Genomic DNA, 16,001 nt, shown 5'->3' on the forward strand with positions numbered 1-16,001 from the left:
TTGTTGCTATTGTATGTCAGGCGGTCCGGGCCACGGAAGGGCTGAAAACCATCAGGCTCAGAATTTCGAACAGCACCTGCGCGCCGGCATGGGCGGTGTTGGTCGTCGCGTCGTATTGCGGGGCGACCTCCACGACGTCGCCGCCGACGAGGTTGATGCCCTTGAGGCCGCGGATCAGCTCCAGCACCTCGCGGCTCGTCAGGCCGCCGATCTCCGGCGTGCCGGTGCCGGGCGCAAAGCTCGGGTCGAGGCTGTCGATGTCGAAGGAGAGATAGGTCGGCCCGTCGCCGACGATTTCCTTCGCCTTCTCGATGATGGCCGGGATGCCGAGGCCGCTCACCTCTTCGGCATGGATGACGGTCATGCCGGATTCGTAGGAGAACTCCCAGAGATATTCCGACGAGCCGCGGATGCCGATCTGGATCGTGCGCGTCGGGTCGAGCACGCCGTCGAGCACGGCGTTGCGGAACGGGCCGCCATGGTGGAACTTCGTCTGGTCGAAGGCGCCGCCCGTGTCGCAATGGGCGTCGATATGGATCATGCCGACCGGCTGCTTCTTCCCGACGGCCTTCATGATCGGATGGGTGATCGAGTGGTCGCCGCCGACGGCGAGCGGGATCACGCCGGCATCGACGATCTGGTTGAAGCGCTTCTCGATGTCGTCATGGCTGAGTTCGAGGCGGTAGCGGCTCTGGAAGGGCACGTCACCGATATCGGCCACGCGCAGCTCCTGCACCGGGGCGCAGTCGAGGACATGGTTGTAGGGGCCGATGCGCTCGATGGCGCGCATGGCGCGCGGCCCGAAGCGCGAGCCGGGGCGGTTGGTGACGCCGAGATCCATCGGCACGCCGGTGATGGCGACCTGGAGGTTGCCGAAATCCGGGTTCTCCGCATCGACCGGCATGTAGGGCGCGGAGAGGAAGGTCGGCACGCCGGCATAGGGCGCAAGGCGCGAACCGCTCTTGGTGAAGATCTTGTCGGCAACCTTGCGGAAGGCGGGGTCGAACAGTTCGCCGCCGTGGCTTGCGCCGTATTTTGCCTTGAGTTCGTCGAGTTTGCTGTCGGCCATGGTCTCTACCTCACCTTTCGGAAATGCGGGCAGACCGGGGGGCCGGAGCAGATGCGAGCCAAATGATGTTCCCCCGGGGCTTTGCCCTCGTTCTTCATAGTATCGTAACAAAACGACTGGAAAAGCAATTGACATTGTTATAGCAGTTTGCGTGAGAAAAACTCACATACCGGAACCGCTCCCCATGGCCTCGCGCCTGCCGCCGCTCAATCCGCTCCGCGCCTTCGAGGCGACCGCCCGCCGGGGCGCGGTTTCGGCTGCCGCGCGGGAACTGAACGTCACCCATGGCGCGGTCAGCCACCAGATCCGGGCGCTGGAGGATTCGCTCGGCACCGCCCTTTTCGAGCGCGGCGGCAAGCGGCTGAAGCTGACGCCGCAGGGGGCGCTGCTGCTGCCGGCCGTCACCAACGCCTTCGGCGAGATCGCCGCGGCGACAGCCCTGATGAAGCAGCCGGAGACCTGCGGCGACCTCACCGTCACCTGCGTGCCGGCCTTGCTTTCGCTCTGGCTCATCCCGCGCCTCAACACCTTCACCGACCAGTTTCCCGGCGTGCGCGTCACGCTGATCGCCTCCAACGATCCGGACAATCTGCGTTCGCTCGATACGGATGTCAGCGTGCTTTACGGCGACGGCAACTGGCCGGACTGCTGGACACGGCTCTGGTCGCACCTCAAGCTCTTTCCCATCGCCAGCCCCACCCTGCTCAACAGCCGGCCGTTGCGCTCGGTGCGCGACCTTTCCGACCACACGCTATTCCACGGCGACGACGGGCGCGAATGGAGCACCTGGCTGGCGGCGGCGGATGCGGTCGACGTGGTGCGCGGGCGCCAGCATTTCATGAGCGATGCCCGCCTTTCCACCGAGGCGGCGCTGCACGGCCAGGGCGTCGCCCTCGGCGACACGATCACCGCCAGCAACCTGATCGCCCGCGGCGAACTCGTCGTGCCCTTCGACCTGACGGTACCGGCGAACGACGCCTTCTATGTCGCCTGCCGGCAGTCGGTGCGCCAGGCGCCGATCGTCAAGGTGTTCATCGACTGGCTCTTCGCCTCGCTCGAGGAGAGCCTGCCCGAGCCGCAGACCTCCGCCCGCATGATCCTGCGCGGCCGTGGCGGCCGCGCGGCGGACCTCCATCACCCGATCGCGGCTCCGGCCAAGCGCCGCCCCGCCTCCAACCCCCAGCGCAAGACCCGCGCCTGACCTCTACGGAAAGACCATGCCCCGCTTCAACCCGCTCGTCGAAACCCTCGCCGCCCCGCCGATCCCGTCCGTCTTCGCCTGGGGCAATGCCTATGACGGCCGCAGCGGCCCGATGATCGACCTGTCGCAGGCCGTGCCCGGCTATCCGCCGCATCCCGACATGCTGCGCCTGCTCGGCGAATATGCCGCCTCGCGCGCCTATACGGGCTATGGGCCGATCGAGGGCGAGGACAGCCTGCGGAAGGCCTATGCGCAGCATGTGGCGGAAACCTACGGCGCCGCGATCACCGCCGGCAACATCCATGTCACCGCCGGCTGCAACCAGGCCTTCATCTGTGCGGCCATGGCGGTCGCCGGCGCGGGCGATGCCGTGCTGATGACCGATCCCTACTATTTCAACCAGGAAACGACGCTCGCCATGCTGGGCATCAAGACCCGGTTTGCCGCCTGCGATCCCGCCAACGGGTTCCTGCCCGATGTCGAGGCGCTGGCTTCCGCCATCACGCCGGACGTGCGCGCCGTCGCGCTCGTCTCGCCGAACAACCCGACCGGCGCGGTCTATCCGGCGGACCTGCTGGCGAAGATCTACGACCTCTGTGCCGCGCGCGGCATCTGGCTCATCCTCGACGAGACCTATCGCGACTTCCTGCCGTTGGGCGCCGGGCGGCCGCACGCCCTGTTCGACCGGCCGGGCTGGGAAGACACGCTGATCGGCCTCTACAGCTTCTCGAAATCCTTCTGCATTCCCGGCCATCGCCTCGGTGCGATCACGGCGGGTGCCGGCGTGGTCGAGCAGGTGGCGAAGATCATGGACAACCTGCAGATCTGCCCGCCGCGCTCCGCCCAGGCCGCCGTCGCCACGGCCCTGCCGCTTCTGGCAGGCTGGCGCGAGGAGAACCGCCGGGAAATCGCCCGGCGGGTCGAGGGGCTGCTTTCCACGATGGCCGCGGTCCCGGCCTGGCGCGTCGGCGCGGTCGGCGCCTATTTCGCCTTCATCGGCCATCCCTTCGGCGATACGCCTTCCGCCCGCGTGGCGGAGAAGCTTGCCAAGGAGGCCGGCATCCTCTGCCTGCCCGGAAGCTATTTCGGCGCAGGGCAGGACGGATATCTCCGCTTCGCCTTCGCCAATGCGGATGTGGCGACGATCGCCTTGCTGAAGGACCGCCTGGCGCGATTCGCCCTGGATTGAAGGAGCGGCCCGCTCTTTCGCCCCTTTAAGGTTGAGCACCGCCCGCAAAAAATGCGGCTTGACCTTGCCATGTGGGAACGTCCCAGCATGCGAAGGCAAATCGGGAGACCCTTCATGAATGACAATACCCCCCTCGCCTTCACCGTTTCGGACATGACCTGCGGTCACTGCGTCCGGACGATCACCGGCGCCGTCCTTGCGGCCTATCCGGCCGCCAAGGTCGAGATCGACCTCGGTGCAAGGCGCGTTTCGGTGGAAAATGCCGGCGACCGGGCCGCCGTCGCCGCCCTCATCGCGGCGGAAGGCTATTCGCCGGTCGATGCCGCCTGAGCGACAAAAAGCCGCTTGACCTTGACATGATGGGAAGGTGCACGATCTGTCCGACATAGGATGAAAGGTGCACCATGCTCACCACGGCAGACCGGCAGACGATCAAGCTTTCCATCTCGGACATGACGTGCGCGTCCTGCGTGCGCCGGGTCGAAAAGGCCATCGAGAAGGTGCCGGGCGTGTCCGGCGCCGCCGTCAACCTTGCGACGGAGAAGGCCGACGTAACCTTCACCGGCCCGCCGGATGCGGCCGCGGTGGCCGAGGCGGTGCGCAAGGCGGGATACGGCGTTTCGGAAGAGGTGCTGGAATTCCCCGTCGAGGGCATGACCTGCGCCTCCTGCATCGGCCGGGTGGAACGGGCGCTGAAGGCTGTCCCGGGCGTCGTCGAGGCGACGGCGAACCTTGCGCAGGAGCGCGTCCGCGTCCGGTTCCTCAAGGGGGCCGTCGCCTTCGAGGACCTTGCCGCCGCCATCGACCGGGCGGGCTACAAGGCGGTGCGCGAAACGGCCGAAACGCCCGCGGAGGAAGACCGCCGGGCCGCCGAGGCGAAAATCCTGCGGCGCGACCTCGTGATCGCCGCGCTCCTGACGGCGCCGCTCTTCGTCATGGAGATGGGCGCGCACGCCATTCCCGCCTTCGGCCACACTATCCACGAAACGCTCGGCATGCAGACGAGCCGCGTCATCCAGTTCGTGCTGGCGACGCTGGTGCTTGCCGGGCCGGGGCTGCGCTTCTTCGGCAAGGGCATTCCGAGCCTCCTGCGCCTGGCGCCGGACATGAACTCGCTCGTCGTCATCGGCACCGCCGCCGCCTGGAGCTTTTCCACCGCCGCGACCTTCGCCCCCGGCCTCCTGCCGGGCGGCACGGCCAATGTCTATTTCGAGGCCGCCGCCGTCATCGTGACCCTCATCCTCGCCGGCCGCTATCTGGAAGCGCGGGCCAAGGGGCGCACGGGCGAGGCCATCCGGCACCTTGCAGGGCTGCGCGCCACGTCGGCGCGCGTGCTGCGCGACGGCAAGGCCGAGGACGTGCCGCTGGGGGACGTCGTTCCCGGCGATATCGTGCTGGTGCGGCCGGGCGAGAAGGTGCCGGTCGACGGCGAGGTGACGGAGGGCCTGTCCTATATCGACGAATCCATGATCACCGGCGAGCCGATGCCCGTCGCCCGCACGACCGGCGACACGGTGACCGGCGGCACGGTCAACACGACCGGTTCGCTGACCTTCCGCGCCACCCGCGTCGGTGCCGATACGGTGCTCTCGCAGATCATCCGCATGGTCGAGGATGCGCAGGCGGCGAAACTGCCGATCCAGGCGCTCGTCGACCGCGTGACGCAATGGTTCGTGCCGGCCGTCATGGCCATCGCGCTCCTGACCTTCGGCCTCTGGCTCGCCCTCGGCCCGAGCCCCGTTCTCGCCCATGCGCTGGTCAATGCCGTCGCTGTTCTGATCATCGCCTGCCCCTGCGCCATGGGGCTCGCGACGCCAACCTCCATCATCACCGGCACGGGACGTGCCGCCGAACTCGGCGTGCTCTTCCGCCAGGGCACGGCCTTGCAGACGCTCGAAGGCACCGACATCGTCGCCGTCGACAAGACCGGCACGCTGACGCTCGGCCATCCGACGCTGACGGAGATCGTGCCGGCGGACGGGTTCGTCCGCGAGGAGGTGCTGGCCCTGGTCGCGGCCGCGGAGGTGCATTCGGAGCATCCCATCGCCGCGGCCATCCATGAGGGGGCGATGGTCGAGGGCATCGACCTTGCGGCGGCCAGCGGCTTCGTGGCGATTTCCGGCCAGGGCATCTCCGCCACGGTCTCCGGCCGCACGGTGGAGGCGGGCTCCGTCGGCTTCATGCGCTCGCTCGGGCTCGACGTCACCCCCTTCGCCGCCCATGCCGAGCGGCTGGCCGCCGACGGCGCCTCGCCGCTCTACGCTGCCATCGACGGCAGGCTGGCCGCGCTCTTCGCCGTCACCGACCCGGTCAAGCCGACGACGAAGGCGGCGATCGCCGCGCTGAAGCAGCTCGGCATCGAGGTGGCGATGATCACCGGCGACAGCCGCCGCACGGCCGAGGCCGTGGCGGAAAAGCTCGGCATCGACCGGGTGATGGCCGAGGTGCTGCCGGACGGCAAGGTGGCGGCCGTGCGCGCGCTTTCGGCCGACGGCGGCAGGAAGGTCGCCTTCGTCGGCGACGGCATCAACGACGCGCCGGCCCTTGCCGCGGCCGACACGGGCATCGCGATCGGCACGGGCACGGATGTCGCCATCGAAAGCGCCGACGTGGTGCTGATGGCCGGCGACATGCGCGGGGTCGCGGCGGGCATCGCGATCTCGCGCGCGACGATGCGCAACATCCGCGAAAACCTGTTCTGGGCCTTCGGCTACAATGTCGCGCTCATTCCGGTTGCCGCGGGCCTGCTCTATCCGGCCTTCGGCATCCAGCTTTCGCCGGCGCTCGCTGCCGGCGCCATGGCGCTTTCCAGCGTGTTCGTCGTCTCGAATGCGCTGCGGCTGAAGCGCTTCCGTCCCGCGTTCGGCAAGGGAGATCGCGCATGAACATCGGCGAAGCGGCGGAGGCGACGGGCGTCACCGCCAAGATGATCCGGCACTACGAGCAGATCGGCCTCATCCGCGCGGCCGGCCGCACGGGCTCCGGCTACCGCGTCTATGGCCCGAAGGACCTCTCGACGCTCTCCTTCATCCGCCGGGCGCGCGATCTCGGCTTTTCCATCGCCCAGATCCGCGACCTCCTGGCGCTCTGGCAGGACCGCGCACGCGCCTCCGGCGACGTCAAGCGCATCGCCAGCGAGCATGTCGCGGAGATGAAGGAGAAGATGCGCCTGCTGCAGGAGATGGTGCACACGCTGGAACACCTCTCCGCCCATTGCCACGGCGACGACCGGCCGGACTGCCCGATCCTCGAACAGCTTGCGACCGGCATGGCCGAGGAGAAATGTTGCTGAGGATCAGGGTTCGAGCCAGTTCTCGATCCTGAGGCCGGGATAGGCGGCAAAGTCGCGCACATTGTTGGTGACCAGCACGGCATCGGCGGCGATCGCCTGCGCGGCGATCAGTTTGTCGAGGTGGTCGCTCTTGCGCTCCCGGGTCGCCATCCGGACCGGCCCATAGGCCATGCCCGCGGCGGTGTCGAAGGGCAGGACCGGGATCAACTCGACGATGGCGTCCAGATTGCGCGCTTCCCGCGCCGGATTTTTCGCAAGAGCGACGCCATAGCGCAGCTCCGCATAGGTGATCGCGGACATCACGACATCGCCGATTGCGCAGGCCGCGAACCGTTCGGCGACCTGCGCCGGCTGGTTCTTCATCAGGTAGATGCACATGTTGGTGTCAAGCATGTAGCGTGGCATCAGAGGGCGTCGCGCTCCGACTGGCCCTGCTCGCCCCGGCCTTCGGCCAGGAAATCGGGGGAGAAGCGGGCGAAACGCTCGAGAACACCGGCGAGCGAGCGCCGCGCCGGGCGGATCCGCAGTTCGTCGCCAAGGCGCTCGATCTCCATCTCGATATCCGTGCTCTCGTAGGCGAGATCCGCGGGAATGCGGATCGCCTGCGAATTGCCGTTCTTGAAAACGCGTGTCTTGTGCATGGGCCAACTCCTTCAACGGAAGGATAGCATCCGAGCGGCATTTTGTACATACTTTAGTGTGTACGTTCGATCAGGCCGCGGGCGACAGGTGCTCGTGGACGGCGAGCCAGCGGCCGGAGGGGTCGCGGGAGAAGACGATGGTCTCGCGCTCGTTGTTCGTCACCGTTTCGCCGCCGATCGAAAGGTCGGTCTCGACGGCGTGGGTGAAGATCGCGGCGTCGCCGGCGAACTGCACGTTGCGATCCGTCGAGCGGCAGGCGAGCACGCGGAAACCGTCGCGCTCCTCCCACAGCGTCCATTCAGCCTCGTAGGCGGCGCGGCTTTCGAGGCGGCGGTCGAGATTATAGAAGAGGAAGCTCGCCTCCTTGGCGAAGGCGGCGAAATAGGCTGCGCGGTCATGCCGCGCGAAGGCGGCGACCAGCGCGTCGGCGGCGGCAAGGACGGCGGATTGCGGTTCGGTCATGCGGGAGGCTTCCTGTCGCTCAGACGATCTTGATGCTGCTGATGAGGGCGGCGATGGGCTCGTGCTGGGCGTTGACGCGCGCCTTCAGCTCTTCCAGCGGCATGGCGTCCACCTTGCAGAACTCGATGAACATCATGTTGAGATTGTTGAAGAACACCTCGCCCATCGCCTTGGCGTCGACGCCGGCCTGGACGACGCCGCGGGCCTGCAATGTCTCGACCAGGCGGATGACCTGCGCGCAAAGCTGGCCGTCGAGCTCGGTATAGCGCCTTGAGAGCGGCGTGTCGGGCTGCTGGATGGAGATCGCCATGGCGGTGCGCCACATCTCCTTGGAGAGATAGTAGAGCGAGTGGTCGTAATACTGCTCGATCAGCGTGCGCAGCGCCTCGGCCACGTTCAGCGGCGGATTGGCGACGATGCGCGCGCCGCCTTCCAGCACCTCCGTCACCTCCATGGCGACGGTGGCGACGAGGATGTCGCCCTTGTTCTGGTAATAGTTGTAGAGTGTGCCGACGGAGACCTCCGCCATCTCGGCGATGTCCTCGATGCGCGCGCTGTCATAGCCCTCGCGGCGGAACAGCGTGGTCGCGGCTTCGAGGATGCGGCGTGTCCTGTCCGCCTTCTGTTTCGCGCGCAGTCCGGCCATGGAACCTCCGTTGGAATCTCCTCAAAAATGATATTGACTTAAAAAATGAACTCGTTCAATCTTTTTCTCAAGGCGCCGCCAATGAGTGTCATCCGCCAGGCCGAAAGCCTGCAGCCAGAGGGAAAGACGATGAAGACAACCGTTTCGGGCGGGCTCGTCCGCCGCATGCTCCTTGCCACCGCAGCCGCCATCACGCTGTCGCCGGCCGGCGCCCTGGCGCAGGACGAGCTGAACGCGCTCGTCTGGTGCGACCACACCGACCCCGCGCTGGTCGAGCCGTTCGAGAAGGCCAACAACGTCAAGGTCAACCTCAAGGAATACGAGGGCACGGGCGCGGCGATCTCGATCATCGAGCAGTCCCGCCCGGGCGACTGGGACGTGCTGGTCATCGACGCCGTCGACGTGCCGCGCGCCATCGACATGGAGATCCTCGGCGAGATGCCGGCCGATCAATTGCCGCTCGGCGACCTCTTCCCGGAAGTGCGCATGGAGGAGACGACGACCAAGGACGGCAAGGTCTACGCCGTCACGGAAAAGTTCGGCTACAACACGATCTCCTACGACAAGACGAAGGTCGACCCCGCCGACATGGACGATCTCTCGGTCATCTGGTCGGAAAAGTACAAGGGCCGCATCGCGCTCTATGACTACTACCTGCCGATGGTTGGCCTCACCGGCGTCGGCATCGGCAAGAAGACGGCGGAGCTGACGCAGGACGACCTGCCGGCGATCAAGGAAAAGCTGTTCGAGATGAAGAAGGTCGCCCGCCAGGTGAGCGACGTCGTCGCCTCGCAGACGGCGCTGGCGACCGGCGAGGTGGACATCGTCGTCGGGGGCGGCGAATGGCTGACGGCCGGCCTTTCGGCGGAAAAGCCGAACCTCGACTGGACGATCCCGAAGCAGGGCGCGCTGCGCTGGGCGCAGTCGATCGGCGTCTTCAAGGATTCCGAGAAGCAGGATCTCGCGCTGAAATTCGTGCAGTACATCGTCAGCCCCGAGGGGCAGGCCCGGCTTGCCACCTCCTCCTGCTACTGGGCGATGCCGGCGAACGCCAAGGCGGGCGAGCACCTGACCGAACAGCAGAAGACGGCGCTGCGCTGGGACCGGCAGCCGGACTACCTGAAGAACTCGCAGCTCTATCCGGTGGCGGACGCCGACATGGATGCGGCGATGCAGGATGTCTGGACGGAGATGCTGCAGCAGTAAAAGGTTGAGGGGATGGGTGGATCCTCGGGTCGAGCCCGAGGATGACGGTGGGGAGGTGGGTGTCGCCTACCCATCGAACGGCGCGGCATGCCGTGCTGTTTCTCTCGCCGCCAAAACCCTCTCCTTTCGTCTTCCTCGGGCTCGACCCGAGGATCCAGACCACACGGCGCGACCCGAACGAGGAACCACGCCCATGACCGCCACTGCCCTCGAACGCGCGGAGCGCCGCAAGGCCTGGGTCTTTGCCCTGCCGGCGCTTCTCTGGACGGGCTTCTTCTTCCTCGTGCCCTTCGCCTACATGGCCGCGATCAGCTTCTGGACGCGGCAGGGGCGGGAGATCGTCGCGACTTGGACGCTGGACAACTACATCGCCTTCTTCAAGAAGGCGCATCTCTTCAAGGGGCTGGTCGTCTCGCTGGAGATCACGGCGGCCGTCACCGTCATCTCCGTGCTGTTCGCCTATCCGCTCGCCTGGATCATCGCCGAGCGGGTGCCGAAGAAATGGCAGCGTTTTGCCCTCGTCATGGCGATCCTGCCCTTCTGGACCTCCTATGTCGTGCGCTCCTATTCCTGGCTGCTGGTGCTCTCCAAGGGCGGCGTCGTCAACCAGGCGCTTCTCGCCCTCGGCATTATCGCCGAGCCGCTGGAACTGTCGGCCAACCGCACCGGCACGATCATCGGCTTCGTGCATTTCTTCGTCATGCTGCTGACGCTGACGATCTATGCCAACCTCATCCAGCTTTCGCCGAACTATCGCCGCGCGGCGGCAGACCTTGGCGCGAACGCCTTCCAGACGTTCTGGCATGTCGTGCTGCCGCTGACGCTGCCCGGCATCATGGTCGGCGCGTTCCTGACCTTCGTTCTGTGCATCGGCGACTACATCACGCCGCAGATCCTCGGCGGCAACAACGAGCTGGTCCTGCCGCAGGTCATCATGCTGCAGCTCGGCCGGCGGGCGGATTTCCCGATGGCCGCGGCGCTCTCGCTGGTGCTGATGGTCGTCGTCACGCTCGCCTACATCGCCTGCGCGCGTTGGCTGAAGATGGAGAGGACCTGACCATGCGGCATCTCGCCACCGCGCTTGCCGCGCTCTATGCCGGCCTTCTCTATCTTTTCATCTTCCTGCCCGTCGTCGTGCTCGTGCTCTTTTCTTTCCAGGACGGCACGCTGCCCGTGCCGCCGCTGAACGGCCTGACGCTGCGCTGGTACGAGGCGGTCTTTTCCGACGGCAAGCTGATGGCCGCCCTCGGCAACTCGCTCGCCGTCGCCGTCGTCTCCTCGGCGATCGCCTGCCTGCTCGGCTTCCTTGCCGCCTATGCCTTCGCGCGCTACACGCTTCCCGCCTCCGCCCTCCTGCGCGGCCTCATCGTCGCGCCGATGACGGTGAGCACGCTGATCATCGGTCTTGGCCTTCTTTCGGTGCTGAACCTCACGGGCCTGCGCCTCTCGCTCGTCACGGTCGGCATCGGCCATGTGGTGATCAACCTGCCGCTCTGCTTTGCCATCATCTATGCCTCCATGGGCGGGCACCAGGTGAACATCGAGCGGGCGGCGCGCGATCTCGGCGCGCGGGACTGGCAGGTCATGCTGCTCGTCACGGCCCCCATGCTGCTGCCCTCGATCCTTGCGGCCTTCTTCCTCTCCGTCACCTTCAGTTGGGACGAGTTCATCGTCGCCTTCCTCCTGTCGCGCTTCGACGTGACGCTGCCGGTCGAGATCTGGAGCATGCTGCGCTCCGGCCTCGATCCCAGGACCAATGCCATCGGCTCCGTCGTCTTCCTCATCTCGGTCGCGTTCCTCATCGTCATGGAACTCGCCGTCTTCCGCAAAACCGGGAAATCCTCATGACCGCCGACGTCTCCATCCGCAATGCCACGAAGGTCTTCGGTGCTTTCCGCGCGCTCGACGACGTCTCGCTCGATATCGCCGCGGGCGAGTTCATCGTGCTGCTCGGCCCCTCCGGCTGCGGCAAGACGACCCTGCTCTCCATCCTCGGCGGCTTCGTCGAGCCGACCTCGGGCACGATCGCGATCGGCGGGCGGGACATGACGCATGTCTCCCCCGCGAAACGCCCGACGACCACCATGTTCCAGGATTATGCGCTCTTCCCGCATATGTGCCTGCGCGACAATGTCGGCTTCGGGCTGCGGATGCGCGGCATGGCGCGGGCCGAGCGGCACGAGAAGGCCTTCTCCTATCTCGATCTCGTCGGTCTCAGGGCCTCCTCGGCGAAGAAGCCGCACGAACTGTCGGGCGGCCAGCGGCAGCGTGTGGCGCTCGCCCGGGCGCTGGCGGTCGATCCCGACGTGCTGCTGCTCGACGAGCCGCTCGGGGCGCTCGACCTGAAGCTGCGCCGGCAGATGCAGGACGAACTGAAGGCCATCCAGAAGCGCGTCGGCACGACCTTCGTGCATGTCACCCACGACCAGGAGGAGGCGATGGCGATCGCCGACCGCATCGTCGTGATGAACAAGGGCCGCATCGAGGATGTCGGTACGCCGGCCTCGATCTACATGCGGCCGCGCTCGCTGTTTTCCGCCGGCTTCATGGGCGAGGTGAATTTCCTGCCCGCCAAGATGCGCGGTACGGCGGCCAACGAGGCGGAAGTGGAAACCGCCCTCGGCCGGGTCGCCCTGCCCGCGTCGGCCTTCGTGTCCGGCGTGCCGGCTGCGGGCCGCGACGTCACGCTCTGCATCCGCCCGGAACATTTCCGCGGTGCCGGTGCGTCGGTGCCGACCGTCTCGCTCGGGCGCGGCCGCATTACCGGCAGCGCCTTCTTCGGCACGCATCATCGCTGCCATGTCGCGGCGGACGGCACGGTGCTCACCGCCCACCTGCCGCAGACCGACAATCCGGAGGTCGGCACGGAGCTTGACCTTCGGCTGAAGGCGGATAGCATCGTCGTGCTTCAGGACGGAGCGGGAGTTTGAGGATCACATGCAGCGCATCCGCCCGGAGGATTGGTACAGCGTGCGTCGCCTCGACGACGGCGTGACCGCGATAGGCGAGCCCTATATCCAGGAATTCTACCGCTGCAATATCTGGCATGTGCGCGGCCGCGACCGGGACATGCTGGTCGACAGCGGCATGGGCGTCGTCTCCTTGCGCGAATGGGTGCCGCTCGTCACCGAGCGCGACCTGATCGCCGTGGCGAGCCACACGCATTTCGACCATATCGGCTGCCATCACGAATTCGAGTGCCGGGCCGTGCACGCCGCCGAGGCCGATCTCCTCGCCAATCCGACACGACAGAACACGCTCGCAGACCCCTATGTCACCGACGAAATCTTCGATGCGCTGCCGCCCGAGCCCTATTGCTCGAAGTGCTATGCGGTGAAGAAGGCGCCGGCGACGCGCATCCTGGAGGACGGCGACGTCATCGATCTCGGCGACCGGCGGTTTGAGGTCATCCACACGCCGGGCCACTCCCCGGGGGGTATTGCGCTCCACGAGAAGGCGACCGAAATTCTCTTCTCGGGCGATATCGTCTACGATGGCCCGCTGATCGAGGATACCTACCATTCCGACGCGGCGGACTATCTCGCCTCGATGGAGCGCCTCCTGACCCTGCCGGTGCGGCTGGTGCATGGCGGCCATTTTCCAAGTTTCGGTGGCGATCGCTACCGCCAGCTCATCCAGGGCTGGCTCGATGAAAAACAGAAGTGACGGGAGAAAAGCATGCTCGACAAGCGCAAGTTCTACATCGACGGCCAGTGGGTGGACCCGCTGAAGCCCAACGACGTTCCGGTGATCAACCCGGCGACGGAACAGCCGATCGCGGTCATCTCCATGGGCACCGCCGCCGATATCGACCGCGCCGTTGCCGCTGCCAAGAAGGCGTTCGCGACCTACAGCCAGACCAGCGTCGAGGAGCGCCTGGCGCTGCTCGAAAAGCTGCTCGAGATCTACAAGCGCCGCTATGAGGAGATGGCGCGCACCATCACGCTGGAGCTCGGCGCGCCGATCACCATGAGCACCGAGCAGCAGGCCGATGTCGGCGTCGGCCACCTGCAGGGCTTCATCGACGGGCTGAAGCGGCTGAAGAGCCGCGAGGTGCTGGCGAACGGCGACGTGGTGCGCCGCGAGCCGATCGGCGTCTGCGGCCTCATCACGCCCTGGAACTGGCCGATCAACCAGATCGCGCTGAAGGTGGTTCCGGCGCTGGCGACGGGCTCGACCTGCGTGCTGAAGCCGTCCGAATTCACCCCGCTCAACGCCCTTCTCTATGCGGAGATGGTGCATGAGGCGGGCTTCCCGGCCGGCACGTTCAACCTCGTCAACGGCGACGGTCCCGAATGCGGCGCGGCGCTTTCCAGGCACAGGGACGTCGACATGATGTCCTTTACCGGCTCCACCCGTGCCGGCATCGCCGTCAGCAAGGACGCGGCCGATACGGTCAAGCGCGTGACGCTGGAGCTCGGCGGCAAGTCGCCGAACCTCGTCTTCGCCGATGCGGACCTCGAAGACCGCGTTGCCGGCAGCGTGCGCGAGTGCTTCAACAATTCCGGCCAGTCCTGCGATGCGCCGACCCGCATGCTGGTCGAGCGCTCGGTCTATGACAAGGTGGTCGAGATCGCCGAGCGTACGGGGAAGGAAGCCAAGGTCGGCAATCCGGAGGAGGAAGGCGAGCATATCGGCCCGCTCGTCTCGCACATCCAGTTCGGCCGCGTGCAGGCGCTGATCGAGGCGGGCGTTGCCGAGGGCGCGCGCGTGCTGGTCGGCGGCCCGGGCAAGCCGGAGGGCTTCGAGACCGGCTACTTCGTCAAGCCGACGATCTTCGCCGACGTCAACAACGACATGCGCATCGCGCGCGAGGAAGTGTTCGGTCCGGTGCTCTCGATCATCCCCTTCGACACGGAAGAAGAGGCAATCGCGATCGCCAACGACACCGCCTACGGCCTTGCCGCCTATCTCCAGACCGGCGATCCGGAACGGGCCGAGCGCGTCGCCGCCCGCCTTCGCGCCGGCATGGTGCACATCAACGGGGGACCGCACCGCTACGGCAGCCCGTTCGGCGGCTACAAGCAGTCCGGCAATGGCCGCGAGGGCGGTCTCTTCGGCCTGGAGGATTTCCTCGAGGTGAAGACCGTGCACCGGCCGGACGCGGCCTGAGGCGCGAGGCGGCGCCCACAAAGAAAGACGTCATCCTCGGGTTTGACCCGAGGATCCACCGGCGTGACCGGAGCGTGGATGGTCGGGTCAAGCCCGACCATGACGGAGGAGAGGCTGGGTGAGTATTGCCGGCGGAGAAAGCGGGTGGGCTTTGGCATTGCGGGGTGCCGAAAGGGCGCCGTCTTTTCACATGCCCCAAACTTTTCCTCTAAATTAGCGCTGCCCGTCTGGTTGAAGCGGAGGCGGTCTGATAGCTCGCTGCCACGACTGATATCCGGACCGCCGCCTTGTCGCCGATTACCGCCTCCCCGAAAAGCCGCCTTGCCCTGATCGCCCTCCTCGCCGGCGGGGTCGCGATCGGCGGTTCGCCGATCTTCGTGCGCCTCTCCGAAATCGGGCCGATGGCGACGGCCTTCTGGCGCGTCGCGCTGGCCCTGCTGCCGTTCGTGCTGCTCTGGCGGGCGACGAAGCAGGGTGAGGAGCGGCCGGCGGGGCCGCGCGACCACCTCTTCCTGCTGCTGCCGGGCGTGTTCCTCGCCGCCGACCTTGCCGCCTGGCACCTGTCGCTGCACATGACCTCCGTCGCCAATGCGACGCTCCTGGCCAATCTGGCGCCGGTCTTCGTGACGCTCGGCTCCTGGCTGCTCTTTCGCACGCGCATCACGCCGGTCTTCCTGGCGGGCCTCGGGCTGGCGCTGGTCGGCGTGCTCGTCCTGAAGGGCGGGCCGTCGGCGCTCGGCGGCGGGCAGCTCGCCGGCGATGCGACGTCCATCGTCGCGGCCTTCTTCTACGCCTGCTACATGCTGTCGCTCGGCCATGTCCGCTCGCGGTTCTCCACGCTGCGCATCATGGTCTGGACGACCCTTTCCGCGGTCATCTGCATCCTGCCTGTCGCCGTGTTCTTCGAGGTCGACATGGTGCCTGCCACGCTCTTCGGCTGGGCCATGCTGCTCGGCCTTGCCTTCATCAGCCATGTCGGCGGGCAGGGCCTCGTCACCTATGCGCTCGCCTATCTGCCGACGGCCTTCTCCTCGCTGACGCTGCTGCTGCAGCCGGTCGTCGCCGCCATCCTCGCCTGGATCGTGCTCGCCGAACCCGTCGGCGCGATGCAGGCGGTCGGCGGGGCGATCGTGCTTGCCGGCATCCTCGTCGCCCGCCGCGGATAGCGTTCGGCCGCCGGCC

General features: G+C 66.8%; 17 protein-coding genes. 12 read left to right on the top strand and 5 right to left on the bottom strand.

Annotated elements, in window-relative coordinates; all coding sequences use genetic code 11:
- Positions 1–16: 16 nt before the first annotated feature.
- Complete coding sequence (gene speB / locus MUU56_RS04500; protein ID WP_244766121.1) at positions 17–1,069, bottom strand: agmatinase; 1,053 nt, start codon at positions 1,067–1,069, stop codon at positions 17–19.
- A 184-nt stretch (positions 1,070–1,253) separates the two neighbouring features.
- Here speB and MUU56_RS04505 point away from each other — a divergent pair, with 184 nt between their 5' ends.
- The 5 genes from MUU56_RS04505 to cueR all read left to right on the top strand — a co-directional run bounded on the left by MUU56_RS04505 (position 1,254) and on the right by cueR (position 6,751).
- Positions 1,254–2,270: a LysR substrate-binding domain-containing protein gene (locus MUU56_RS04505; protein ID WP_244766122.1), complete on the top strand. Its 1,017-nt coding sequence runs from the start codon at positions 1,254–1,256 to the stop codon at positions 2,268–2,270.
- A gap of 16 nt (positions 2,271–2,286) precedes the next feature.
- Complete coding sequence (locus MUU56_RS04510) at positions 2,287–3,459, top strand: aminotransferase (protein WP_244766123.1); 1,173 nt, start codon at positions 2,287–2,289, stop codon at positions 3,457–3,459.
- Positions 3,460–3,573: 114 nt separating this feature from the next.
- Positions 3,574–3,789: a heavy-metal-associated domain-containing protein gene (locus tag MUU56_RS04515; protein ID WP_244766124.1), complete on the top strand. Its 216-nt coding sequence runs from the start codon at positions 3,574–3,576 to the stop codon at positions 3,787–3,789.
- 74 nt (positions 3,790–3,863) lie between these two features.
- Positions 3,864–6,344: a heavy metal translocating P-type ATPase gene (locus MUU56_RS04520; protein ID WP_244766125.1), complete on the top strand. Its 2,481-nt coding sequence runs from the start codon at positions 3,864–3,866 to the stop codon at positions 6,342–6,344.
- Entirely contained in the window at positions 6,341–6,751 is a 411-nt protein-coding gene (gene cueR / locus MUU56_RS04525) for a Cu(I)-responsive transcriptional regulator (protein WP_244766126.1), read from the top strand. Before MUU56_RS04520 ends, cueR begins: the two co-directional genes overlap by 4 nt.
- A 3-nt stretch (positions 6,752–6,754) precedes the next feature.
- Here the strand turns inward: cueR and MUU56_RS04530 are convergent, their stop codons facing one another.
- The 4 genes from MUU56_RS04530 to MUU56_RS04545 all read right to left on the bottom strand — a co-directional run bounded on the left by MUU56_RS04530 (position 6,755) and on the right by MUU56_RS04545 (position 8,501).
- Positions 6,755–7,144: a type II toxin-antitoxin system VapC family toxin gene (locus MUU56_RS04530; RefSeq protein WP_244766127.1), complete on the bottom strand. Its 390-nt coding sequence runs from the start codon at positions 7,142–7,144 to the stop codon at positions 6,755–6,757.
- 11 nt (positions 7,145–7,155) lie between these two features.
- Complete coding sequence (gene vapB, locus MUU56_RS04535) at positions 7,156–7,392, bottom strand: type II toxin-antitoxin system VapB family antitoxin (protein ID WP_244766128.1); 237 nt, start codon at positions 7,390–7,392, stop codon at positions 7,156–7,158.
- Between the two features lie 70 nt (positions 7,393–7,462).
- On the bottom strand, positions 7,463–7,855 hold the full coding sequence (locus MUU56_RS04540; RefSeq protein ID WP_244766129.1) for a YybH family protein: 393 nt from the start codon (positions 7,853–7,855) through the stop codon (positions 7,463–7,465).
- A gap of 19 nt (positions 7,856–7,874) precedes the next feature.
- Entirely contained in the window at positions 7,875–8,501 is a 627-nt protein-coding gene (locus tag MUU56_RS04545) for a TetR/AcrR family transcriptional regulator (RefSeq protein ID WP_244766130.1), read from the bottom strand.
- Positions 8,502–8,630: 129 nt separating this feature from the next.
- Between MUU56_RS04545 and MUU56_RS04550 the strand changes: the two genes are divergently transcribed.
- The 7 genes from MUU56_RS04550 (at position 8,631) to MUU56_RS04585 (ending at position 15,985) form a co-directional block, all read left to right on the top strand.
- Positions 8,631–9,707 (top strand): ABC transporter substrate-binding protein, encoded by a 1,077-nt coding sequence (locus MUU56_RS04550; protein ID WP_398430765.1) that lies wholly within the window; start codon positions 8,631–8,633, stop codon positions 9,705–9,707.
- A 193-nt stretch (positions 9,708–9,900) separates the two neighbouring features.
- Positions 9,901–10,764, top strand: coding sequence for an ABC transporter permease (locus MUU56_RS04555; protein ID WP_244766131.1), 864 nt, complete (start codon positions 9,901–9,903; stop codon positions 10,762–10,764).
- Positions 10,765–10,766: 2 nt separating this feature from the next.
- Complete coding sequence (locus tag MUU56_RS04560; RefSeq protein ID WP_244766132.1) at positions 10,767–11,555, top strand: ABC transporter permease; 789 nt, start codon at positions 10,767–10,769, stop codon at positions 11,553–11,555.
- The gene (locus tag MUU56_RS32890; RefSeq protein WP_348538636.1) at positions 11,552–12,637 is read left to right on the top strand and encodes an ABC transporter ATP-binding protein; all 1,086 of its coding nucleotides are present in this window, start codon (positions 11,552–11,554) and stop codon (positions 12,635–12,637) included. Before MUU56_RS04560 ends, MUU56_RS32890 begins: the two co-directional genes overlap by 4 nt.
- A gap of 7 nt (positions 12,638–12,644) precedes the next feature.
- The gene (locus MUU56_RS04575; protein WP_244766133.1) at positions 12,645–13,373 is read left to right on the top strand and encodes an MBL fold metallo-hydrolase; all 729 of its coding nucleotides are present in this window, start codon (positions 12,645–12,647) and stop codon (positions 13,371–13,373) included.
- Positions 13,374–13,385: 12 nt separating this feature from the next.
- Entirely contained in the window at positions 13,386–14,819 is a 1,434-nt protein-coding gene (locus MUU56_RS04580) for an aldehyde dehydrogenase family protein (RefSeq protein ID WP_244766134.1), read from the top strand.
- A 272-nt stretch (positions 14,820–15,091) separates the two neighbouring features.
- Entirely contained in the window at positions 15,092–15,985 is an 894-nt protein-coding gene (locus MUU56_RS04585; RefSeq protein WP_398431012.1) for a DMT family transporter, read from the top strand.
- The last annotated feature ends 16 nt before the right edge of the window (positions 15,986–16,001 follow it).

This window comes from Shinella yambaruensis (assembly GCF_022899355.1).
GTDB classification, from domain to species: domain Bacteria; phylum Pseudomonadota; class Alphaproteobacteria; order Rhizobiales; family Rhizobiaceae; genus Shinella; species Shinella yambaruensis.

Coding starts and splice junctions, on each gene's coding strand:
- speB (WP_244766121.1), bottom strand. CDS start 1,069: ATGGCCGACAGCAAACTCGACGAACTCAAGGCAAAATACGGCGCAAGC.
- MUU56_RS04505 (WP_244766122.1), top strand. CDS start 1,254: ATGGCCTCGCGCCTGCCGCCGCTCAATCCGCTCCGCGCCTTCGAGGCG.
- MUU56_RS04510 (WP_244766123.1), top strand. CDS start 2,287: ATGCCCCGCTTCAACCCGCTCGTCGAAACCCTCGCCGCCCCGCCGATC.
- MUU56_RS04515 (WP_244766124.1), top strand. CDS start 3,574: ATGAATGACAATACCCCCCTCGCCTTCACCGTTTCGGACATGACCTGC.
- MUU56_RS04520 (WP_244766125.1), top strand. CDS start 3,864: ATGCTCACCACGGCAGACCGGCAGACGATCAAGCTTTCCATCTCGGAC.
- cueR (WP_244766126.1), top strand. CDS start 6,341: ATGAACATCGGCGAAGCGGCGGAGGCGACGGGCGTCACCGCCAAGATG.
- MUU56_RS04530 (WP_244766127.1), bottom strand. CDS start 7,144: ATGCTTGACACCAACATGTGCATCTACCTGATGAAGAACCAGCCGGCG.
- vapB (WP_244766128.1), bottom strand. CDS start 7,392: ATGCACAAGACACGCGTTTTCAAGAACGGCAATTCGCAGGCGATCCGC.
- MUU56_RS04540 (WP_244766129.1), bottom strand. CDS start 7,855: ATGACCGAACCGCAATCCGCCGTCCTTGCCGCCGCCGACGCGCTGGTC.
- MUU56_RS04545 (WP_244766130.1), bottom strand. CDS start 8,501: ATGGCCGGACTGCGCGCGAAACAGAAGGCGGACAGGACACGCCGCATC.
- MUU56_RS04550 (WP_398430765.1), top strand. CDS start 8,631: ATGAAGACAACCGTTTCGGGCGGGCTCGTCCGCCGCATGCTCCTTGCC.
- MUU56_RS04555 (WP_244766131.1), top strand. CDS start 9,901: ATGACCGCCACTGCCCTCGAACGCGCGGAGCGCCGCAAGGCCTGGGTC.
- MUU56_RS04560 (WP_244766132.1), top strand. CDS start 10,767: ATGCGGCATCTCGCCACCGCGCTTGCCGCGCTCTATGCCGGCCTTCTC.
- MUU56_RS32890 (WP_348538636.1), top strand. CDS start 11,552: ATGACCGCCGACGTCTCCATCCGCAATGCCACGAAGGTCTTCGGTGCT.
- MUU56_RS04575 (WP_244766133.1), top strand. CDS start 12,645: ATGCAGCGCATCCGCCCGGAGGATTGGTACAGCGTGCGTCGCCTCGAC.
- MUU56_RS04580 (WP_244766134.1), top strand. CDS start 13,386: ATGCTCGACAAGCGCAAGTTCTACATCGACGGCCAGTGGGTGGACCCG.